Here is a 23369-nt window from a genome sequence, read left to right on the forward strand (position 1 = left end):
CAAAGGGGCGTATTGATTTAATACGCCCCTAATCTCATCAGCTTCACACTATTTCTCCAGATTGTTATCTTGCAAGGATGTTGTACAAGATATGGAATTTATCTACATACTTACCGCTTTTATCATTGGTTTTATTGCTCTACGTTGCAAACTCCCCCCTCTTGTGGGTTTTCTTGTTGCAGGCTTTAGTCTTAACAGTTTTGGCTTTACTTCTACACCTACTTTAGAAACCTTAGCTAACTTAGGGGTAACACTGCTTCTTTTTACCATTGGTTTAAAGCTGGATGTGAAGTCCTTACTTAAAAAAGAAGTTTGGGGTGGTGCTACCTTACATAATCTCTTATCAACAACCTTATTTACCCTCTGTTTATTGGTATTAAAACAGCTTGGTTTAACCATGTTCAGCGACATGGCGTTAAGCCAATTAATTCTTATCGGGTTTGCGCTGTCTTTTTCCAGTACAGTATTTGCCATTAAGCTGTTACAAGAAAAAGGCGAGTTAAATGCAAAGTACGGTACCGTCTCTATCGGTATTCTGGTCATGCAAGATATCTTCGCCGTTATATTCTTGACTATCTCAAGTGGAAAAATGCCAGAAGTGTATGCGCTTGGACTTTTCGCCCTACCGTTAATTCGCCCTATCCTATACAAGATCTTAGACAAAGCAGGTCACGGTGAAGTACTGGTACTCTATGCCATTACTCTTGCGCTAGTGCTCGGTGCAGGATTATTTAAACTGGTTGGTATGAAGCCTGATTTGGGTGCGCTATTGATCGGGATGCTAATGGCAGGACACAGTAAGTCTTCTGAAATGGCAAAATCACTCTTTAACTTTAAAGAGCTGTTACTTGTTTGCTTTTTCTTAAATATTGGCCTGTCAGAAACCCCGACGCTTAATGGGTTACTGATGGCATTTGTTTTACTACTCTTATTACCGCTTAAAGGCATGTTGTACTACGGCATATTCCATTTGTGTCGTTACCGTGTCCGTACCTCAATGCTCGCGACGTTAACACTATTTAATTACAGCGAGTTTGGTTTAATTGTCGGTGGTGTGGCTTATAAGCTAGGACTATTACCGGGTACTTTTTTAGTGGCTATCGCTATTGCCGTTTCTTTTTCATTTTTGCTCGCAGCCCCTCTCAACAGCGTGAGCCATAAACTTTATACAGAAGCATCAAAATGGCTAAAAGAATTTGAACCAGAAAAACTCAACGCCGATGACAAACTGATCGATCTTGGACAATCAAAAGTGTTAATTCTTGGTATGGGTCGAATAGGCACGGGGGCATATGATGAGTTACAAGCACGTTACGGCAAGCAAATCATAGGCGTTGAAACCCGAGAGGAATCCGCAGAGAAGCAACGCAAAGAAGGACGTAATGTTATTCAAGGCGATGCGACTGATCCTGATTTTTGGGCGCGGGTGATCAGCAAAGAACGTATAACTCTTATTTTATTAGCAATGCCTCATAGTCAGGCGAATGTTTATGCCTTGGAGCAAATTAAAGCTCGTCATTTCCAAGGTAAAATAGCAGCAATTGCTCAGTACAATGATGATGAAGAGTTACTGTATGAACAAGGTATTGATGCCGTCTTCAACATCTTCAATGAGGCTGGCAGTGGTTTTGCTCGTAATGTATGTGATCACTTAAAGCCAGACATAACAGCAATCAAATCATAATCCTATAAGTACGCCCCCTTATTTCGCAGCAAAAAATAAACAGTGGTAACAACTACTGTTTATTTTTTTTAAACAAAAAGCCAAACAAATTAGATTTAATTCAGTTAAAGGCGATTTTAATGAATGATATTCACCTAAGGCGTTTTATTTTAATGGATTGAAGATTTTTTATTGCAATTTACTTCAGAGTACGCAATTTTAACAATCAAAGAGAAACGCACATAAATAAAAAGTTTTATTTTCATTATATAAACCTTTCGGTTACATCTGTGTTTCTAAGATTTATGGATATAAAAAGATAACGTTGGAGTGGTATTACTATGTGTTCTGTATTTGGGATCCTAGACATTAAAAGCGACGCAGCAGCATTGCGTCCTATCGCATTAGAAATGTCGAAAAAGCTTCGTCACCGCGGCCCAGACTGGTCAGGTATTTATGCATCAGAACATGCCATTCTTGCGCATGAGCGTCTAGCGATTGTTGGCTTAAACAGTGGTGCACAACCGCTATATAGCCCAGATAAAAAATTAATTCTTGCGGTTAACGGTGAAATCTACAACCACAAAGAAATCCGTGCTCGCTATGAAGGTAAATACGATTTCCAAACAGATTCAGATTGTGAAGTTATTCTTGCGCTATACCAAGATATGGGCGAAGAGTTACTTGAAGAGCTTAACGGTATTTTCGCCTTTGTACTGTACGATGAAGAAAAAGATACTTACCTTGTAGGTCGTGATCACATTGGTATTATTCCGTTGTACCAAGGCTTTGACGAAAACGGTAACTACTATGTTGCATCAGAAATGAAAGCGCTGGTACCTGTGTGTAAAACAGTGAGTGAATTCCCTCCTGGTTGTTACTACGGTAGTGCTGATGCCGAGCCACAACGGTATTACACCCGTGATTGGAATGAATACGCAGCCGTACAAGGTAACTCAACCAGCAAAGAAGAATTAACTGAAGCATTAGAAGCCGCTATTAAGCGTCAGTTAATGACAGATGTACCTTACGGTGTACTACTATCAGGTGGTTTAGATTCATCAATTACATCAGCTGTGGCAAAACGCTTTGCTGCAATGCGTATTGAGGATAATGACCAATCTGAAGCATGGTGGCCTCAACTTCACTCTTTTGCCGTGGGTCTTGAAGGTGCCCCTGATTTAAAAGCAGCGCGTGAAGTTGCAGATAAAATTGGTACCGTTCACCATGAAATGACTTACACGATTCAAGAAGGTCTAGATGCTATCCGTGATGTGATTTATCACATTGAAACTTACGATGTGACAACCATTCGTGCTTCTACCCCAATGTTCCTAATGGGTCGTAAAATCAAGGCAATGGGTATCAAGATGGTACTTTCTGGTGAAGGTGCAGATGAAATCTTTGGTGGCTACTTATACTTCCATAAAGCACCGAACGCGAAAGAGTTCCATGAAGAAACTGTACGTAAATTGCTTGCTCTGAACATGTTTGACTGTGCACGAGCAAACAAATCGTTAGCGGCATGGGGTGTTGAAGGCCGAGTACCATTCCTAGATAAAGAATTTATCGATGTGGCAATGCGTCTGAACCCTGAAGATAAAATGTGTGGTAACGGTAAGATGGAAAAACACATCTTACGTGAGTGTTTTGAGCACTACTTACCAGAATCTATCGCATGGCGTCAAAAAGAGCAGTTCTCTGATGGTGTAGGTTACAGCTGGATTGATACGCTAAAAGAAGTGGCTGAAGAAAAAGTAACGGATCAACAGCTTGAAACAGCGGCTTACCGCTTCCCTTACAACACACCAACAACCAAAGAAGGTTACGCATACCGTGAGATCTTTGAAGAGTTGTTCCCGCTAGAAAGTGCGGCAAAATGTGTACCGGGTGGTCCATCGATTGCTTGTTCAAGTGCAAAAGCGATTGAATGGGATGAGAGCTTTAAGAACGCAGCAGACCCATCAGGTCGTGCAGTAGCAGCTGTACATAACGAAGCTTATAAAAAATAAGTTTGCTCTAAACTGCAGCTAATAAAAAACCGCCAAGCACTAAAATGTGTTGGCGGTTTTTTTATATCTATATGAAACTTAACGTTCCCAGTATGCTTCTTCCAAACTATCTTCACGCTCTGGCAGACCACGAGATAAACGTGGAGAATACTGAGCCAAGACTTCGTAGCTTACACGGTTTGAATATAAACAAACCTGTGAGAACGATGAATAAGTTAGGAAAGAATGTTGGTGCTTACTCGAGTTCGGCACGTTTTCTTTATGGTAGCGGTTTGCAGACATATCATGCAGTAATGCTGAAAGTGCACCATCACCAGCACCGTTAGTATTCTTAATACGCTCAGGACCGCCCATATAAGGAGCAATATGTGAATACGCCTTAATTGGATTCTCACACGCCGTTTTAAGCATTGGTCGGCTAAATTCATAGCGGTTAAACTCAGCAATATCACCTGGAAGTAACGGTAAACTTGTTTCACGCTTAGCGTTATCATCAGTGTAACCTGCGGTATATAAACCTACAGGGCCTGCAGTACAAAGAACAAGATCAACCCATTCTAATGCTTTATCAGCTGCTACAAGCGGATCAGACTCACCAGTTAACGCTTCACCTTCATCTTCATTCATTGCAACAACTGTTACATGATCACGAAGGAAGTCGCGCCACCATTGTGGATCGTCTTGAATAACGAACTTTGTACCTAATGTTAATACCACGGGTACATCGTATTTTTTCGCATATTCAATGGCGCGCATTGTTGCCGCTGGCATAGGATCGCCAGGCTTACAACGCACTAAATACGCCGTTAACACAAGTGCAGACGCATTTTCAAACACATGTTCAGGAATGCTATCAGGTTCAAGTTGGTTCATCTTACCTTCGTTGATAGCGAAGGTACGTTCACCGTCTTTTGAAATAAGAGCAAAACAACGACCAATAGGACCGTCAACAGGTTGAAGGTAGTTCATATCCATGCGGCTTGATGTATTACAAAGGTAACGGTACGCGTAGCTACCGATCTCAATGTCTTTACTCATCACGCCTAAAAGAACAGATTTATCATCCGCTAACACAGAATAGTTGTGTAGCGTATTACCAATCGTGCCACCAGCAAACTCGTGAGTAACAAGGTTGTTCTCTTTTAGCTCTTGATATAGCGCTTCTGCTTTTTCATCAGTAATAACCAAAGAATGGCCTTTACTTAACTCATAGCGTTCCAGGAATTCATCATCCACATAAGCTTCAATATCTACCAATGTTTGGTCAATACCTACAACATGAGTACGTGCTAGACGCTTCTCTTGTTTCGTTTGACTTAAAAGTGGATCGCGAGCATGTACCGGAAAGTAATGCTTAGATTTTCGTTGGCCTGGAAATTTCATGTCTATGCGCTATCAAGTTGTAAATTTTGCGAATTCTATCACAGAATATAGAACATAAAAGCAAAAGCTCTCATTGGTTTTGAGATATATCAACACAAATGAGAGCGTAAACGTTATCGTCAATGTAAGTTACAGAATAAAAACTGACTATTCCCAACCTTGAACATGTTGTTTCACCAAGTTTTCCATCATTGTAATATGTGCCTGGCTATCATTAAGGCAAGGGATCAAATTAAATTCTACCCCACCCGCTTCAATGAACACTTCTTTGCACTGCTCTGCAATTTCTTCAAGGGTTTCTAAACAATCAACAGAGAACGCAGGACACATAACATCAAGGCGTTTTACGCCTTTCTCAGCCAATGATTTTATCGTGCCTTCCGTATACGGTTTTAACCATTCTTCTCGTCCAAAAATAGACTGATAGCTCATGCTCATTTTTTCACGCGGCATCTCAAGCATCTTCGCTAATAGCTCCGTTGTACCATTACAATGATCGGGATACGGATCGCCATTATCAGCATAACGTTTAGGAATACCGTGATATGAACATAATAAGTAATCAGGCTCGCCTTTTTCTGCCCACACCGTTTTAGCCGTCTCGGCTAACGCTGAAATATAATCAGGGTGATCGTAATAATGATTAATAAAGCGCAACTCTGGGATATACGATATGGACTTTAAGTCTTTCGCAATACGATCAAATACAGCAGCTGTGGTAGTACCTGAATACTGAGGATATAACGGTAAAACTAAAACCTTATCACAACCTTGCTGCTTTAGACGCTCCAAACCAGCCTGAGTACTCGGGTTACCATAAGTCATACCCAGTTCAACTGGGGCTTGAAGTATCTCTGTTAATGCTTTTTGTTGGCGTTTTGAATACACCATCAATGGTGAGCCATCTTCCATCCAAACAGATTGATATAATTTAGCAACTTTCGGTGAGCGAATCGGCAAAATTACGCCGTGTAAAATGGGGCACCATAACCAGCGAGTCATATCGACGACACGGTGATCGTGTAAAAATTGAGATAGAAATTGTTTCACCCCAGCCGCCGTCGGTGCATCAGGCGTACCTAAGTTAACTAACAATACACCGTATTTTTTATTGTCTTTATTCATCGGTTTTCGCTCTTATCTGTCCTAAACCAAGCTTTCTGATCAAAAAATATTAATCATGCAACCGAAGCTAAACGAAGGCTGATCGCTTTTAGATCACTTTGATCAGAAAAAGACGTATCCCGCCTTTATTAACCCCTATTTAAACCATAAAAAAACGGACTATACCAATAGGTAAGCCCGTTTTTTTTCATTGTTACAAGCTATCTAAAACAGCCTATATCAATATTAAGCTAATGCTTTTTCTAGCTCAGCGCTCACTTCAGCAACAGGAAGTGTACCATCAAACTTAAGGTATTTCGTGTTACCCGCTGCCGCTTCTTTACCATAGTACTCGATAAGAGGTGCAGTTTGTGTGTGGTAAACATTTAGACGTGCACGAACTGTTTCTTCTTTGTCGTCTTCACGGATAACAAGATCTTCACCTGTTACGTCATCTTTACCTTCAACCTTTGGTGGGTTGTAAACAGCGTGGTAAGTACGACCAGAAGGAAGGTGAGCACGACGACCCGCCATACGCTCAACGATCACATCGTCAGCCACATCAAACTCGATAACGTAATCAACGTTAACACCGTTTTCTTTTAGACCATCAGCTTGAGGAATTGTGCGTGGGAAACCATCTAGTAGGAAGCCTTTTGCGCAATCATCTGCCGCAATACGCTCTTTTACAAGACCAAGAATGATATCGTCAGATACCAATTGACCTGCATCGATCACTGATTTCGCTTGCTTGCCTAGTTCAGTACCCGCTTTGATAGCTGCACGTAGCATGTCACCAGTTGAAATTTGAGGAATACCAAACTTTTCCATGATGAATTGAGCTTGAGTACCTTTACCTGCACCTGGAGCGCCCAGAAGAATGATGCGCATTGTGATCCCCTTTAATAGAGTGGAATTTTTGCAAAAAAGTGAAAATACACTGAATAAGCGAGACTCGCAAGCCCAGTACAATGACTGGGCTTGGTTTACATGCTTTATCAGAATAGTATTTGATACAAGCAAGTTATTTGGTTATTTAATCAGCAACTTGTTAATTGCAGCAAGGAACTGAGAAGGATCTTCCATCGTACCGCGTTCAGCTAACATCGCTTCACCGAGCAAGAATTCAACCCAACGACCAAACACTTCTTCATCTGCTTCATCTGCCATTTTCTTAACCAATGCATGCTCAGGGTTTAATTCAAAAATGTATTGAACCTCTGGCGCATCATGACCCGCTGCTGCTAGCAGTTTCGCCATTTGGGTACCCATTTCGTTTTCATCTGTCACAACAACTGCTGGTGTGTCATGAAGTTTGAACGTTGCACGTACATCTTTTACACGTGTGCCTAAGTAACCTTTTGTTCGCTCAGTCACTGAAGCAAACTCTTTTTCCGTCTCTTTTTGCTTCTCTTTCACTGCTTCATCGTCAAAGCTTGAAAGATCAAGATCAGATTTAGTAATCGCTTGGAACTGCTTGCCTTCAAATTCTGGCAAGTGCCCCATTAGGTACTCATCAATACGATCGTACATCAAAATCACTTCCAACCCTTTAGCACGGAATTGCTCAAGGTGTGGGCTATGTTTCGCTGCATTAAAATTATCTGCGGTTAGATAATAAATCTTATCTTGGTTTTCTTTCATGCGGCTCACGTAATCGGCAAGCGATACTGTTTGCTCTTGTGAGTCATTTTCTGTTGAGCTAAAGCGTAGCAAGTTGGCAATTTTGTCACGATTCGCAAAATCTTCAGCTAACCCTTCTTTTAATACCTGACCAAACGCTTTCCAGAACGTCTGATACTTCTCAGCATCATTTTTTGCCATACGCTCAAGCATTTGCAACACACGCTTGGTACACGCTTTACGTAGCGCTTGAGTTACCTTGTTATCTTGTAGAATTTCGCGCGATACGTTCAGTGGCAGATCGTTTGAATCAATTAAGCCGCGCACGAAGCGAAGGTATGTCGGCATAAACTGCTGTGCATCATCCATAATAAATACACGTTGTACATACAGTTTTAAGCCATGCTGACCATCACGATTATTCAGATCCCAAGGTGCCGTCGACGGGATGTAAAGCAGACTAGTGTAATCTTGCTTACCTTCAACGCGGTTATGTGACCATACCAAAGGCTCTGCGTAATCATGCGCAACGTGATTGTAGAATTCTTTATATTCTTCCTCACTGATGTCGGACTTATTACGTGTCCACAATGCTTGGGCCTTATTGATCTGATCCCACTTTGTTCCTGTTACTTTACCTTCTTCGTCTTTTTCTTCGGTTTGAATAAGAACAGGAATACCAATATGGTCTGAATACTTACCCACGATTTCACGTAAGCGATACTCATTTAAAAACTCTTTATCATCTTCACGTAGATGCAAGATAATATCAGTACCACGATTCGCTTTAGTGATAGTTTCAATACTGTAATCACCTTCACCAGCAGACTGCCAACTTACCGCTTCATCAGCCGCAACATCAGCTGCACGTGTATTAACCGTTACCGAATCTGCCACAATGAATGCTGAGTAAAAACCCACACCAAACTGACCAATTAATTGCGAATCTTTACTTTCATCTTCTTTTAGCTGAGAGAAGAATTCTTTCGTACCTGATTTAGCAATTGTGCCTAAATGCTCAATCGCCTGCTCACGAGTCATACCAATACCATTATCACTAATAGTTAATGTACCCGCTTGCTCATTGATTGATAACTTAACGCATAGGTTAGAATCGTCACCATACAAATCAGACTGTGATAAGGCTTTAAAACGTAGCTTATCTGCCGCATCAGACGCATTTGAGATCAATTCACGTAAGAAAATCTCTTTATTCGAGTAAAGTGAATGGATCATTAGGTGAAGTAATTGTTTTACTTCCGACTGAAAACCACGAGTTTCCTTATTTTTATCAACTACTTGCTCGCTCATCTCTACTCCATTGGAAATTGTTAGGTGTTATTTTTAAGATAAATATGGTCAAACGGTATAATTTCAACCTAAAATAACACGATTTTTATTTTTTATATTTTTTCAGATTCCGTTTTATATTTTTAGATTAAGAAACCATTCAGCAAACTTATAGAACAATGAATAATTAGAAGATCATTGCTAAGGTTAAAAAATGCCCACACACGCAAAAAAGTTTTTAATCGGACAACGATTCATTTTTGATCCAAACGATAACAGTTTAATTGATAAACTAGAAAATAATGAGTTAATTCGTTTAGGCAGTAATGAAAGCCGCGCCTTGAGTCTTCTAATCGAAGATCCAAGCCTCATTATTACTCGCCAGCGTATTCACGATTATGTTTGGCGCGAACAAGGCTTTGAAGTCGATGACTCAAGTTTAACACAAGCTATTTCAACGTTGCGTAAAGCACTAAAAGACTCAACTAAGTCGCCTGCATTTGTAAAAACTGTGCCCAAACGTGGTTACCAAATCATTGCCACTGTCGATCCCTATGTCGATGAAGAAGGCATGGATTCTAATGTTGCAGCCCAAGAAACTTTACCGCATCCAGAACATATTTCCCCTCTTGATACACCAAGTGTTGATGTTACAGATAGCGAGATCGTTGAACAAATAACAGAGGCTGAATCATCGATACCACCCTCGATAGAAACCAAACCGAAGATAACATGGCTTGGTTGGATAGCACTGGCGATCGCTTTAATATTACCGGTTGTTGTTAATTTAAGTATGCCTCCAAAATCGGCTGCTTTTCGTCCACTTCTTCAAGTTGAGGGCGTAAAAATTTATACGCCAATTAGTAATCCAGTGATGAAAGATTGGAACAATATGATCAGTAGTTGCGTCAGTGATTATTTGAAAAATCATCAGGATGAAGGTAAACCAACCGAAGTCATCGTCACTGGTGGACAAAATAATCAACTGTATTTGAATTACTTACATAGCAGCAGTGTACCAATGGAAAACATCACCTTACGTTTACTGACTAGCCATGAGGATAATGTGAAATTATGCCAGTAAATTCTCCTATTACCTTCTCGCATATTATTCGTAAGTATTGGCCTTTTGGGATCCTTGCTATTTCTATCACTGTTTGTAGTTGGGTTTATTTTTCAACAGATTACAAACAAGAGCAGCTACTAATGTCGCGAGAATGGCAAAGTACGACATTTAGTCGCATTGAGCCAACACAACTCGATAATTTAGGCACACTACGTAAAGTAAAACAAAGCAGTAATATGGTGTATTTGCCTAACCATACCTATTCACGTATTACGACGTTAGAGCTGTATAGTGAGAAAGCAACGCCCGTAACGATTCATATTTCTGAATCCGGTCAATGGGATGTCAGTGGTGGCTATCTGCTTACTGAGCCCACAGAGTTTAAAGACGTAACATCTGGTACAAATATTGATTTTGATGATAAGCAACTTAATGTTGTAAAAGATATTTTCAGAATGAATGCGCAAGAAAGCCGTCGGATTGATGTGATAAACAAAAATTCACTGTTATTAACCAGTTTGACCTACGGCTCTAATATTCTTTACTCGCTGTAAAAAATACAGGCTTTAAATAACACATAAAAAAACCGCGCTATATGAGCGCGGTTTTTATTTATTCTCGCCAGACTATAAACGCTGACGCCCTGCTAATGAGTGCGATAGCGTTGTACCATCAACAAGCTCTAACTCACCACCGACAGGAACACCATGAGCAATACGGCTCGCCGGTACATCATATTCATGACATAACTCAGCAATGTAATGCGCTGTGGCCTCCCCTTCAACCGTAGGGTTAGTTGCAAGAATTACTTCACTGATATTTTCATGCTGTAATCGATTTTCAAGACGATCAAGACCAATATCAGAAGGTCCAATACCATCAAGTGGTGACAAGTGCCCCATCAATACAAAATAACGGCCAGAAAATTGTCCTGTTGCTTCTACTGCGACAATATCCGCAGGACTTTCAACAACACAAATTAATCCGTTTTCTTGGCGGCGAGGATTTTCACAAATGGCACAAACATCATCTTCAGTAAATGTTCGACAATCACGGCAATGTCCAATTTCAGTCATAGCCTGACTCAGTGCATCTGCAAGTTGTAAACCACCTTGGCGATTACGCTGTAGCAAACTAAAAGCCATACGCTGTGCTGACTTAGGACCAACCCCCGGTAGACAGCGTAAAGCTTCCATTAAATGCTCCAGTAAGTGACTGGTACGCATTAATTAGAATGGCAGTTTAAAGCCAGCAGGTAGGTTCATACCGCCAGTAACTGAAGCCATTTTTTCTTTTTGTGCTTCTTCGATACGACGAGAAGCATCGTTAAATGCTGCTGCGATAAGATCTTCTAGCATGTCTTTGTCGTCTTCCATTAGACTTTCATCAATTTCAACACGACGAACACTGTGGCTACCAGTGATAGTAACTTTAACAAGGCCAGCACCTGATTCACCAGTTACTTCCATGTTTGCTACTTCTTCTTGCATCTTCTGCATACGCTCTTGCATCTGTTGCGCCTGCTTCATCATGTTACCCATGCCACCTTTACCAAACATATCTTTTCTCTCTCTATCTTGGTCTGGTTAAAAACCTTTAAATTGGTCGAACACTGTCTTCATCCAGTTGAGCGGCAAAACGCTGACAAATAAACATCACATTTTGATCGTTATCTAAGCTCTGTTTTGCTTGTAACAGCTTTTGTTGATACAGCTCTTCACGTAATTCTAACGGTGTTTTTCCTTCTTCACCCAGTACGATATTCAACATGACTGAGTGTCCTAATACGGAACTTAATGCACTACATAATTGTTCTTTCGCACGCTCACCATTTAAATGCTGTTGCGCTGCGCGTAAATGCAATGTGATTTGATCACCTTGCTGCTCAAAAGAAGAGTTCAAGGCTAGCTGTTGGATTAATTTACCCACATCCAACTGCGTCACTAAGTTTGCCCAACTATCCTGATTTGCTGCTTCATTGACAAGTATTTTTGTCATTTCAGGTGTTTTTTCGTGCTCTAGTGCTTTCTTTAAAACACGTGGAGCAACATCGACTTTTTTAGCCTCTTCAGCATCCGGTTTTGCTGTCGGTTTCCAGCGGTATTCTTGATCTTCTTTCTCTTGTAGCTGTTGTGCTGGGAGATTCGACGTCGGCATCGCACGTGAAACACTCGTAGGTATCGCTTTTTGCTTATTCGCAACACGATCTAATACGGAAGTAGCGACTTTTTTAGCTGACGTCGTTGGCGTCTTTTTTACCGATGAAACCTGTGCATCATCATGACCACGCTGTTTCTGGCTGCGTAACCTATTACGTGCCGCCAATAACCCACTAGCTGGCGAGCCTGAACGTGATGTTTCAGCAGGTGCCGCTGGCATTTCAGGTGCACTCATCGGTTGCGATGCCTGTGATACTGGCTCCTGAGAACGTTGTGGCGCAGCAGGTTGTGATTGAGCACTTGACTGAGCTGGTCCCACTTGAGGTTCTGGCATCACAGAATGAGGTGGCATTGGCGCCATATTCATCTCTGGATTAATAGCAACATTAGATTGTTGTATTTGATGCGGTGCGACTGGAGATACAGGCTCCGTATGCGTGGCTTGCATCTGCGCTTTTAACGCTTGTACGCGTGAAACACCTTGTTGCCCAGTAGGGTTTGGATTCGCCGCTGGTACTGCCGCGACTGGCTGAGTGCTAGGAACATTGATCGCTTGTGGCTGGATCCCTGATGAAACAACAGGTCTAAATGCCAACATACGCAATAGCACCATTTCAAGTCCAGTTCGACCATCAGGGGCATAGCCTAAATCTTGTCGACCTTGCACCGCAATTTGATAGCATAGCTGCACATCTTGTGGCGTCATCAATTGGCTTAACAAACTGATACGCTCAGCGTCAGGCAAGGCTTCATCTAAACTCGCAGGTAAAGCTTGATACATGGCTACACGGTGCAATTGACAGGCTAATTCACGCAGTAAGCTGTCCCATTCAACGCCAATATTCGCCAGTTCTTGTAAACTGTTCATCGCAATATTTGCATTTGCTTGCGCAACAGCTTCAAGTAAAAATAACGCTTGATCTGTATCTAATGTGCCAAGCATTGTCGCGACATTATCAATGCCAACTTGGCCGTTTCCCAAAGCAATCGCTTGATCCGTTAAACTTAACGCATCACGCATACTGCCTTCTGCAGCGCGCGCTAATAAACTCAATGCTTTAGCTTCATACTCTACTTTTTCTTCTGTGAGTACTGTTTCTAATTGCGTTTGAATTTGTTGATGATCAAGGTGCTTTAAATGAAACTGCAAACAACGAGATAAAATCGTAACCGGCAACTTTTGAGGATCCGTTGTCGCTAAAATAAATTTAACGTACTCCGGTGGCTCTTCTAACGTTTTGAGTAAAGCATTAAAACTGTGGCGAGATAACATATGTACTTCATCAATCAAGTACACTTTAAAGCGTCCACGAGCAGGCTTATACTGAACATTATCGAGCAATTCACGAGTATCTTCTACTTTGGTACGAGACGCGGCATCTATCTCTAATAGATCAACAAAACGTCCTTCGTCAATTTCACGACACGTTGTACATTTACCACAGGGGGTTGCAGTGATCCCTTCTTCACAGTTTAGTCCTTTGGCGAAAATGCGCGCGATGGTTGTTTTACCCACACCACGAGTGCCACTGAACAAGTAAGCATGATGAAGGCGATTTTGCGTTAACGCATTGCCTAAGGCTGTCAACACATGTGACTGACCAACCACATCAGAAAACTGAGATGGACGCCATTTACGGGCCAGAACCTGATAACTCATTAATAACTACCTTACTCTATCTAGACAGCGTCTTATGAATACACTCGCTTCTATTTCTATTATTCTCTAAACCTTATTTTAGATACCCATAAAACAAATAGTTCGTAGAAAATAAGAGAAATACTAAGACATGGTGTATTGATGGTGAAACCTGCGCTAATGCTAGCATATTGCGTATTTTGGAGCGAGAGAAGAGATAATTGAGAGAGCAATCATTAAGCAAATAAACAGTAAGTAAACATCTGGCTTACTTACTGTTCAATATTCTATTTATACTTAGTGGCCGGGGAAGTCACAAATAGCATATACATTTAAGCCTAAGCCTTGCAGGCGTGCTTCACCGCCGATATCTGGCAAGTTAATAACAAATGCAGCATCATCTACAATACCACCTAAACGACGCACTAAATTCGTTGTCGCTTCAATGGTGCCACCTGTTGCCAATAAATCGTCTACAAGCAATACGCGATCACCAGGTTTAATTGCATCTTTGTGAATTTCTAATGTGTCTTTGCCGTATTCTAACTCGTAACTTTCAGCAATCACTTCACGCGGTAATTTACCTGGCTTACGAACAGGCACAAAACCAACGCCAAGTTCTAATGCTAATGGCGCACCAAACAGAAATCCGCGCGCTTCAGTACCGATAATTTTGGTAATACCTTGATCTTTATACTTTTCAGCTAAAATAGCAATTGTTGCACGGTAAGCTTCAGGCTGCTCCATCAAACTCGTCACATCACGGAATAAGATCCCCGGTTTTGGGTAATCTTGAATTGATTGAATACTATTTTTAATCAAGTTAAGTGTTTCTTGGTTCATAATCGTTTCCGTGCTTTCACAATGCTGATAAGTATCAAGCGAGAAATAAAATGCCTACTCAATCGCAGGCAATATCATCAACTCCGGCAGATAAATATCAAAATTATCTGTCATGAATTATTGTTGCAGTTTATTGGTTTTCCTGCTTGTCAGCAACTAGCTCTGCAGCCATAGTTTTATCAATTACTGTCAACCTATTAAAGAAAAAGAGCAATGTCATCGCCATCACCAACAACATCAATTTATGCCACCATAACGGCACAAGAAAAATAGACAGTGCAAAACTGCACGCTATCATGATGTTACCACGACGTTTTACGGTAGAAGAGACAGCACGATGCTGGTACCAATTATCTAAAATCGGTCCAAAGGTAGGATGATGACGTAGCCAATGATTTAAACGTGGTGAACCTCGCATAAAACACGCACTGGCTAGCAGTAAAAATGGGGTTGTTGGCAACAGTGGTAAAAAAATCCCTATCACACCTAAGACAACACAGGTGGCTCCTGTAACCACATATAAAGATGAGACAACTCTTGTTTTTAAATTGGCATTCTGTCGCATTATCATGCTATTCCTTGTGTCCATTGCTACCTCCATATTGAAGCAAGATATAAGGTTAGTATAGCGATGATTAAAACTTATAAATCAAATAATAAGTAACAAAACAAATTAATCATATGACTAACCTAGTTTAATATAATCCCAAGAGAAGTGAGGTTCGCAGGCAAAGTCGGTAGAGCAATTAATAACAACAGTTCACAGAAATACTTCACGCTAAACGGGTCTTCAAATTCATGATCCATCTCTACTTCTTTATATAAGATAATTGACAGTGCTGTGACGAAGATACTGAACTTGTTTTTTTTTCTTTATATTTGTTAAAAAAAAATTCTATCTGATAATTTTTTTAGCAAAAACCGAAAGAAAATAGGGTTATTGATATAAATTTACACTAAGACTTGATTCAAATCACAACTCAAAAATGAATATCACCTAAACTAAAAATGAACTTGGGAGGATTCGTTAATATGTAAAATTTCTCGCAACTCTCTTGTTTCATATCAATCCCCATAATTAATGACAGTGATGTTTAATTTTCTCTATTGAATCAATCATTACGGCAATGGTAGACATGAATTATCAACAATTTCAGAGCCCGCTAAATACAGAATTTTTAACCCTAGCGGAAGAATTAAAAAATAAAATACAGCTCAATAGCCTAGTTACTGATCCTGCAAAGATTAATGATGCAGAACTTAACGACCTGATTGCGATGGCGAAAGCATCATTCATTCCTGCTCTTTTTGATACTGCAATTCGTCTTGAAAAAGTAGATGCCGCAGTCTGTTCATTTAAACTCGGTATGTATGGTTTATGTACTGATTGTGAAGAAGAAATTGAATACAGTGATTTAGAACAAGATCCAGCACAACCTCGCTGTAAAGCATGTCGTGAACATAGCCGTTATCACCACGACTGATCTTCATTAATAAATGACATATATAGAAAAAGGCAGCGATAGTCGCTGCCTTTTGCTTTTTACAATGTAGCGCAAGTCTTAATTAAAATCGTGCTCTGCCATCCAAATTTTAAACGCTTTTTTATCGTCTTTAGATGCCTTGCTATACCATAACTTTAATTGCGTTAACGCATCACCCGTGATCTGAACTTTTCCTGTTTTATCATCAACTTCTACCACTGTTTTTTGTAAATCGACAGGGTTACCGTTTTCAATAATGATACCGTTGTTTTTATTATATTCAGCCACAAGAGCAGGCATGTCACTGTAAGCACCTAAACCATCCCCGATCAATTCAACCGCAGACAATGTTGTTACACCTGTCTCTGTTTCAAGTGTCCACTGAGGATCACGCGCAAAGTATGCTTTCGCTTGTGATTCTGTCGTTAAACGTGGCAAGGTGATTTCTGCATCTTGCGAGGTCATATTGACATCAAAAAGATAAGGACGCGTTGTATAAATGACTTTCTTTGAACCACGCTTTACCTCACCATCAAAGCGAACAACGACTTGGTGTTTACCTTCTGTTAATTCAACGCTTTCAGCATGTGAGAAACGACCTGATTTTACTTCCTTGCCATCTACAACCAACAGCTCAAGATTATTACCTACCGATAAGGTTGCCGCATTAACAGCACCAGAAAATAATGCTGCGAACAATAAGATTTTCTTCATTATATATCCCTACTAACTACGCATTAAGCCATGTCGATAATGATCACAAACCATAATCGTTATAGAAACGACTTAATTAAATAATAAAAAAGCCGCCAAAAGCGGCGGCTTCTTAACAGTTAATTCTAAAATTAGAACTTAACTTCTAAACCAGCAGTGTAGTTTAGGTCAAAGTCATGAGACTTATGGTTTGCTTCTAACCAACCTAGCTCTGCATATACTTTTACATTACTATGTAGTTGTTGAGTAACGTTAGCGTATACGTTGTCAAAATCAACTTTATCACTATTAGTTAGTTGACTACCTACTAAATCATCAGTGATGTGGTTGTAACCTAGAGCAAACGTTGTTTTATCTAGCGTGTAAGAACCCGCTAGAGAAAGTTGCGTTACTTTACCTTGAACATGATCAACTTCACCCTGGCCGTAAGAAGCAGCTAAAACAAATGCATCTAGTGCATATTCAGCTTCTAGGTTCCAAATTTGCTCATTAGAGTAATCAATGTAGTAAACACGTGCATCAAGACCTGCAACACGGAAACCTAAACGACCATCAGTAACTGAATTATCCTTAGTACCTTTAGCTGAATCATCAAACTTATGAGAAACACCAGCGTAGAACATACCGTTATCGTATGTGTATTTAGCAATGTTATCGAAGTTAGTTGCAGCATCTAACACTTCTTTATTTGCTTGAGATAGACCAATACCAGCTTCGTAGTCCATGCCAATACCAACATCATCAAATACTAAGTATTGACGACCGAAAGTTAATTGACCGAAATCGCCATTAAACCCTGCGTATAACTCGTAGTTCTTAACACGGCTACCATCTGTATCGCCATCTTCGTTCTCGTACTCAAAGCTAATTTTAGCTAGTGCATTTAATTGTTGAGAAATTGCTACAGAAGTGTCGAATGAAAGATCACCATCATCAAGACGGATATCACCTTTAGAGTCTTTATCGTAACCGTGATGGTACTGAACTTCAGCTGCACCAGATAGGTCAACTTTAACACCGTTTGCGTCATATAGGTTGATGCCAGCATTTGCAGAACCAGCTGTTAGTACAGCAAGAGCTAAAAGAGTTTTTTTCATGATAAGTCCACTGCCTTTCTTTATCTTATTTATGGAGAACCATTCCCGGCACTCCTGTTTATTTTCTCCTTGTTATGCAACAGTTCTAAAAATAAAAAACTAAAATAACAAGGAGTTGGTGTTCGTGGCTCGCATCCTGACAGAAGTTCAATATTTTTGTCAAATTTCATAAAATAAATATAAAAAAATATAAAACGATCATAATTTTCAATCAGTTACAGCAAAGAAATACAAATAACAAACACTATCAAATGGCGCTTTTCCTTTTATTTAAACCATTAAAAAGTGTAAATAAACAGAATAAAAAACTAAAAACAAAACATAAAAATAGACATTTTAGCTATTTAAACTTTAAAAAACATTTTGAATGGACGATCGTTTCCAGTCGTCATTTATGGTATTTAATATTACAGTTTTCTATTCGCAATCGTGATCCAAAGCACAATACAACTATTATTTTGTCTCCGTATATCGCTCCTATCACTCAAATAAATTCCTTATAAACACCTTTCCTGTCATTCCACCTTTAATACTTGATGAGATTGTTATCTTTGTTTCTTAAATGTCAGTACTAAAACAAACACATGACTTATTATGCACCGTTCAACGCTCTGAATTTCACCTCACTCCACGTTATTCACTTTGAACACCGACACTTCATGCTACAATGCCGTCCCCTGCCATTATGAAATTTCAGCCATGTTACACAGCCAAGTAAAAACCGATATCAAGCAGTGCTATGAGAATTTAGGAAAACAGCTAGATAACTTTATTCCGCGTCGCGCACAAAACTATTTGGTGTCAGAAATAGCAAAAACGCTGGCTGGGGAATACCACAAAAAAAATCGAATGTTAGTGGCTGAGGCTGGTACAGGGATCGGTAAATCTTTAGCCTATTTACTCGGTGGGATCCCTTTCGCGTTATTCAATAATAAAAAGCTATTGATCTCGACAGCAACCGTTGCGCTGCAAGAACAGCTAATCAACAAAGATCTCCCGTTGTTTAATCAAATTTTCCCAAAGGAATTCAGTTTTATTCTCGCCAAAGGGCGTCAACGCTATTGCTGTAACCATAAGTTAGAAGCATGCTGTTCACCTGATGGTGATCCTCAACTCGCCATGTGGGAAGAAAAACCTAAAAAATCTGATCTCGATCTGCTAAAACGAATGCTAAAGGCAACCGAGCAAAAGAAATGGGATGGCGACAGAGACAGTTGGCCAACAACAATTCCTGATCGTGTTTGGATGCAAATTATGGCAGATAAACATAGCTGTCATGCTGGTATGCCTAAACATCGTACATGCCCTTTTGCTAAAGCACGTGAGCACTTAGATAAAGCGGATGTTATTGTGGCTAACCATGCTTTGTTAATGGCTGATATTGAACTAGGTGGTGGGGTTATCTTACCTGAGCCAGAGCAAACCATTTATGTGATTGATGAGGCCCACCACCTGCCACAAGTCGCACGTGACTTCTCATCTGCCGCTGCGAGTTTGAAAGGCGCAGCAAGTTGGCTTGAAAAACTCAATCAAAATGTAAGTAAATACGCAGAGCTCGCTGACTATCAAAAAGCTAATCGCTTTCAAAATGCAATACAAGATAACATCCAGCACTTAATTCCAACATTGAGTCAGATTGCCAATAATATTGATCCCGCTATTTTTAATAAAGATGGCGTGTATCGTTTTGAACATGGTGAATTACCACAATGGTTAGAAGAAGAAGCGAAAGGCTGTAAAGAAGCCAGTAAAAAAGTCATGCAATCATTGGGTAAGATCCAAGATTTAATCTCCGAGCGTACGAAAGAAAACGAAATTATTCCTCGATTAGGTGAGCAAGCACTTACTGAAATCGGTTTTTATCTTCAGCGCGTGGAAAACCTTGAAAAAGTCTGGACACTGATGGCGCAGCCAAACAATAAAAAAGGGGCTCCGTTAGCTCGTTGGATAGAAAAAAGTCCCGAACGGGAAAATGACTACATTATTGAAGTTTCGCCACTTGAAGTCGGCTATCGGCTAGATCAGCTACTTTGGAGTCGCGCAGCAGGATCTATTTTAGTTTCAGCAACCTTGCGTGCTTTAAACCAATTTAACTTCTTCTGCCGTCAGGCTGGTGTTTCAGAAACGGATGGAACACGCTTTTTAGCACTCGCATCTCCATTTGATTATCAAAATAATGCGCGATTAGTGATCCCCTCTTTAAAAATGGAACCACAAGCCGAAGCATTTACTGACTTATTAATTGAAATATTACCTGAATACCTTGAAGGTGAAACTGCAAGTTTAGTGTTGTTCTCTTCCTATTGGCAAATGAATAAAGTCGCCGATGCATTACGCCCACTAGCGAAAAAGAATAAATGGGAATTATTGGTACAAGGCGAAGAGTCACGTAATGAAACCCTAAAAAAACATAAAGAAAACTGTAAAAGCGGTAAAGCTAGCATCTTATTTGGTACCGGAAGTTTTTCTGAAGGTCTTGATTTACCTGGTGATTTACTAACGAATTTAATTATTACCAAGATTCCATTTGCTGTACCCACATCACCAGTAGAAGAAGCCCACGCTGAATATATTGAAAGCAGAGGCGGAAATCCCTTCTTACAAATATCAGTACCAGAAGCCAGTAAAAAGCTTATTCAATCCGTCGGTCGCTTACTGCGAAAAGAGCAGGACTCTGGTAGAGTAGTGATTCTTGACCGTCGAATTATTACCCGTCGATATGGAAAATCATTATTAGACTCTCTGCCTCCTTTTAAACGGGTTATTGAATATAACTAAATGAATAAAAAAGAATAATTAATGATTGAAATGATAGAACCGAGTACCTTACTGATACTCGGTATTATTGCCCTTGCCGCTGGCTTTATTGATGCGGTTGCAGGCGGTGGCGGAATGCTCACTGTCCCTGCCTTGCTATCACTAGGGTTACCGCCACATATTGCTTTAGGTACCAATAAACTTGCTGCAAGCTTTGCCTCTGCAACAGCGGCTTGGACTTATTATAAAAAAAACCTATTCTCACCACGTTTTTGGCTTGCTTCCTTTATCGCTACATTTATTGGCGCAATAACAGGTACCTTAATTGTTAATCTAGTTAGTAGTGAGTGGCTAGAAAAAGGCTTACCTCTGCTTATCTTTGCCGTGGCTATCTATACTATTTGGCATCCCCAGCCAAAAGAAGAGCAATACGTATTACCATCAGTCACCCCTATGCTAAAACTTAAGCAATGGCTTCAAGGAACAAGTATCGGCTTTTATGATGGCATTGCAGGCCCTGGCACAGGCGCTTTTTGGACAGTTTCTAGCATGATTTTATATCGGTTAGACATGCTCCGTGCTTGCGGCCTTGCAAAAGCGATGAATTTCACCAGTAACATTACTTCATTAGTTACTTTCATTGTCTTAGGGCAAGTCAATTTTGCACTAGGTTTAACAATGGGGATATGTTTAATGCTAGGTGCTTACATTGGTGCTCATTCTGCAATACGCTTTGGCGCAAAGTTTATTCGACCTGTTTTTGTCACTGTTGTTTTAATTTTAGCAATTAAATTAGCTTGGCAAGCTTGGTTCTAACTTAGCTTGTAATACAAGGTTTCTCTATGATTGACTTATCTCGTCTTATTTCACTGATTGAACAATTAAAACAACAAACAGCTGACGTTGACCGTAAACGTGGCGAATCCTTTAAGCCTCTGTTTGACGAAACGCTATTTAAAACACGTAGTAAGTTGCTTACCCCTTGCGTCAATGAAGTCCATAATGAGCTCCAGTTATTACAAAAAGAGCAACAAGCCGGACGTTTATTACCCGCAAGAACACAGCATCTCTGTGAAAAAATTGTGAGCCAAATTCAAGCTATCCAGCGTGAACTAGCCACACAAAACATTCGTAAAAAAGAGCCGAAAAATCAAGCTGTCTGGCGCAGACCAATTAATGAAATATATCAAGATCTTAATCAACATAAAGATTGGGAACGCCGTTTAAAAGCCATGCTTCGTGATAAAGAGTTATTAATTAGTCGTTGTGCTTCACAATTTGAGCAGCAACAGCTTCAAAAAGAAATTCTAGCCCTTGAAGGTAGGATAAGTCGCTGCCAAGCTGCTTTGATAAAAATTGAAACTGACATCAGTAACAGAGAGAGAAAAGGCTAACAATGCTTCCTCTGATTTACCATTCTCAATACTCGGCTCTAACCTTGCCAGAAAAGCATCGTTACCCTATTAATAAATACCGACTGCTGTTTGAGGCTATTTTTCACTCAGAATTAAGTAACAAGGTAAGTATTCACCAACCTAATAGGGCTGATATTGCCAAAATTAAGGCCATTCATAATAGTGAATATGTTGATAACTTACTCTTTAATAGATTGCCAGCAGCAAAAATGCGCCGTATCGGGTTCCCTTGGAGTAATGAATTAATCACTCGAACCCTACTCTCAACAGGTGGCACTCAATTAACGGTTGATTTAGCACTTGAGCACGGTATAGCCATTCATTTAAGTGGTGGTTATCATCACGCCCATCATGATTTTGGTAGTGGTTTTTGTCTATTTAATGACTTAGCCATCGCAGCTAAGCATGCTTTATCTTATTCTCATATCGACAAAGTCATGATTATTGATTGTGATGTACATCATGGTGACGGCACAGCAACACTACTTACCAATGATCCCAACATCATTACTTTTTCTGTTCATTGTGATAAAAATTTCCCAGCTCGTAAGCCTGATTCAGATATTGATCTTGCTTTAGAAAGAAACACTTCAACAGATGATTACCTCACGGCATTGCAAGGTGTTCTCCCTCTTCTGCTTGCTCAGCACCAACCCGATTTGGTCATATACGATGCCGGCGTTGATATCCACCAGCATGATGAACTGGGATATTTTGATGTTTCTAAACAAGGTTTATACCTACGAGATCATTATATTTTAACCCAATCTAAAGCGCAGAATATTCCTGTTGCCGCAGTCATCGGTGGTGGATATAGAACAAATCATCAAGATTTAGTCGAGCTACACTTACAACTTATTTATGCAGCATTATTCGTACACAACAAATAGCGATAAAGAGAAATTATGCCTGATAACCAAATAACAACAAATACATTAGAAAATGCACCGGAAGAAATAAAGCTCGCGGTAGATTTAATTTATTTATTAGAGAGTAATGACATTGCCCCAGAGATCGTACTTTCCGCTTTAGAAATTGTTCGCAAAGACTTTGAAAATAAAGCATAGACGCCATATTTTTAAAAAATTAGCTCAATTCTCACCAAAAGATAAAAGATACA

The 23369-nt window shown here is 40.0% G+C and carries 21 protein-coding genes; 10 read left to right on the top strand and 11 right to left on the bottom strand.

The annotated features are described in order from the left end of the window. Window positions 1-91: 91 nt before the first annotated feature. The gene (locus C9J41_RS01615) at window positions 92-1684 is read left to right on the top strand and encodes a cation:proton antiporter family protein (RefSeq protein WP_107245596.1); all 1593 of its coding nucleotides are present in this window, start codon (window positions 92-94) and stop codon (window positions 1682-1684) included. Window positions 1685-2004: 320 nt separating this feature from the next. Beyond that, window positions 2005-3675 (top strand): asparagine synthase B, encoded by a 1671-nt coding sequence (gene asnB, locus C9J41_RS01620; protein WP_107205560.1) that lies wholly within the window; start codon window positions 2005-2007, stop codon window positions 3673-3675. Between the two features lie 78 nt (window positions 3676-3753). On the opposite strand, the gene C9J41_RS01625 is transcribed toward asnB, so the two are convergent. The 4 genes from C9J41_RS01625 to htpG form a co-directional block, all read right to left on the bottom strand. Further along, window positions 3754-5058, bottom strand: a complete 1305-nt coding sequence (locus C9J41_RS01625; protein ID WP_107205559.1) for an inosine/guanosine kinase — start codon at window positions 5056-5058, stop codon at window positions 3754-3756. 147 nt (window positions 5059-5205) lie between these two features. Continuing rightward, window positions 5206-6183 (bottom strand): ferrochelatase, encoded by a 978-nt coding sequence (gene hemH / locus C9J41_RS01630; RefSeq protein WP_107287078.1) that lies wholly within the window; start codon window positions 6181-6183, stop codon window positions 5206-5208. Between the two features lie 225 nt (window positions 6184-6408). After that, entirely contained in the window at window positions 6409-7053 is a 645-nt protein-coding gene (gene adk / locus C9J41_RS01635; protein ID WP_105060657.1) for an adenylate kinase, read from the bottom strand. 141 nt (window positions 7054-7194) lie between these two features. After that, entirely contained in the window at window positions 7195-9096 is a 1902-nt protein-coding gene (gene htpG, locus C9J41_RS01640; RefSeq protein ID WP_107205557.1) for a molecular chaperone HtpG, read from the bottom strand. A gap of 193 nt (window positions 9097-9289) precedes the next feature. Between htpG and C9J41_RS01645 the strand changes: the two genes are divergently transcribed. Together C9J41_RS01645 and C9J41_RS01650 are read left to right on the top strand one after the other, a co-directional pair. Beyond that, a complete protein-coding gene (locus C9J41_RS01645) occupies window positions 9290-10159 on the top strand; it encodes a transcriptional regulator (protein WP_107205556.1) in 870 nt (289 codons plus the stop codon). Next, window positions 10150-10695 (top strand): regulatory protein ToxS, encoded by a 546-nt coding sequence (locus tag C9J41_RS01650; RefSeq protein ID WP_107205555.1) that lies wholly within the window; start codon window positions 10150-10152, stop codon window positions 10693-10695. Before C9J41_RS01645 ends, C9J41_RS01650 begins: the two co-directional genes overlap by 10 nt. A gap of 72 nt (window positions 10696-10767) precedes the next feature. Here the strand turns inward: C9J41_RS01650 and recR are convergent, their stop codons facing one another. The 5 genes from recR to C9J41_RS01675 all read right to left on the bottom strand — a co-directional run bounded on the left by recR (window position 10768) and on the right by C9J41_RS01675 (window position 15347). Continuing rightward, on the bottom strand, window positions 10768-11367 hold the full coding sequence (recR, locus tag C9J41_RS01655; protein WP_107205554.1) for a recombination mediator RecR: 600 nt from the start codon (window positions 11365-11367) through the stop codon (window positions 10768-10770). Window positions 11368-11370: 3 nt separating this feature from the next. Next, complete coding sequence (locus C9J41_RS01660) at window positions 11371-11700, bottom strand: YbaB/EbfC family nucleoid-associated protein (protein ID WP_107205553.1); 330 nt, start codon at window positions 11698-11700, stop codon at window positions 11371-11373. Between the two features lie 37 nt (window positions 11701-11737). After that, a complete protein-coding gene (gene dnaX / locus C9J41_RS01665) occupies window positions 11738-13960 on the bottom strand; it encodes a DNA polymerase III subunit gamma/tau (protein ID WP_107205552.1) in 2223 nt (740 codons plus the stop codon). A 276-nt stretch (window positions 13961-14236) separates the two neighbouring features. Continuing rightward, complete coding sequence (gene apt, locus C9J41_RS01670; protein WP_005370463.1) at window positions 14237-14782, bottom strand: adenine phosphoribosyltransferase; 546 nt, start codon at window positions 14780-14782, stop codon at window positions 14237-14239. Between the two features lie 130 nt (window positions 14783-14912). After that, complete coding sequence (locus tag C9J41_RS01675; RefSeq protein WP_107294123.1) at window positions 14913-15347, bottom strand: YbaN family protein; 435 nt, start codon at window positions 15345-15347, stop codon at window positions 14913-14915. 571 nt (window positions 15348-15918) lie between these two features. On the opposite strand from C9J41_RS01675, the gene C9J41_RS01680 reads away from it, so the two are divergent. Next, the gene (locus C9J41_RS01680) at window positions 15919-16266 is read left to right on the top strand and encodes a hypothetical protein (protein WP_005370461.1); all 348 of its coding nucleotides are present in this window, start codon (window positions 15919-15921) and stop codon (window positions 16264-16266) included. Window positions 16267-16344: 78 nt separating this feature from the next. On the opposite strand, the gene C9J41_RS01685 is transcribed toward C9J41_RS01680, so the two are convergent. Then, window positions 16345-16980, bottom strand: coding sequence for a DUF2057 domain-containing protein (locus C9J41_RS01685; RefSeq protein ID WP_107294124.1), 636 nt, complete (start codon window positions 16978-16980; stop codon window positions 16345-16347). A 131-nt stretch (window positions 16981-17111) separates the two neighbouring features. Beyond that, entirely contained in the window at window positions 17112-18077 is a 966-nt protein-coding gene (locus C9J41_RS01690; protein WP_107294125.1) for a porin, read from the bottom strand. A 699-nt stretch (window positions 18078-18776) separates the two neighbouring features. On the opposite strand from C9J41_RS01690, the gene dinG reads away from it, so the two are divergent. The 5 genes from dinG to rsmS are packed head-to-tail and all read left to right on the top strand — an operon-like array spanning window position 18777 to window position 23316. Continuing rightward, window positions 18777-20855: an ATP-dependent DNA helicase DinG gene (dinG, locus tag C9J41_RS01695; RefSeq protein WP_107259378.1), complete on the top strand. Its 2079-nt coding sequence runs from the start codon at window positions 18777-18779 to the stop codon at window positions 20853-20855. Between the two features lie 21 nt (window positions 20856-20876). Continuing rightward, on the top strand, window positions 20877-21650 hold the full coding sequence (locus C9J41_RS01700; protein WP_158259263.1) for a TSUP family transporter: 774 nt from the start codon (window positions 20877-20879) through the stop codon (window positions 21648-21650). A gap of 26 nt (window positions 21651-21676) precedes the next feature. Then, complete coding sequence (gene priC / locus C9J41_RS01705; RefSeq protein WP_107245602.1) at window positions 21677-22228, top strand: primosomal replication protein PriC; 552 nt, start codon at window positions 21677-21679, stop codon at window positions 22226-22228. 2 nt (window positions 22229-22230) lie between these two features. Continuing rightward, window positions 22231-23139, top strand: coding sequence for a histone deacetylase (locus C9J41_RS01710; RefSeq protein WP_107294126.1), 909 nt, complete (start codon window positions 22231-22233; stop codon window positions 23137-23139). Between the two features lie 15 nt (window positions 23140-23154). Then, the gene (rsmS, locus tag C9J41_RS01715) at window positions 23155-23316 is read left to right on the top strand and encodes a pleiotropic regulatory protein RsmS (protein ID WP_107205544.1); all 162 of its coding nucleotides are present in this window, start codon (window positions 23155-23157) and stop codon (window positions 23314-23316) included. Window positions 23317-23369 lie beyond the last annotated feature (53 nt).

Origin of the sequence: Photobacterium sp. GB-50 (genome assembly GCF_003026755.1) — a bacterium.
GTDB lineage: Bacteria > Pseudomonadota > Gammaproteobacteria > Enterobacterales > Vibrionaceae > Photobacterium.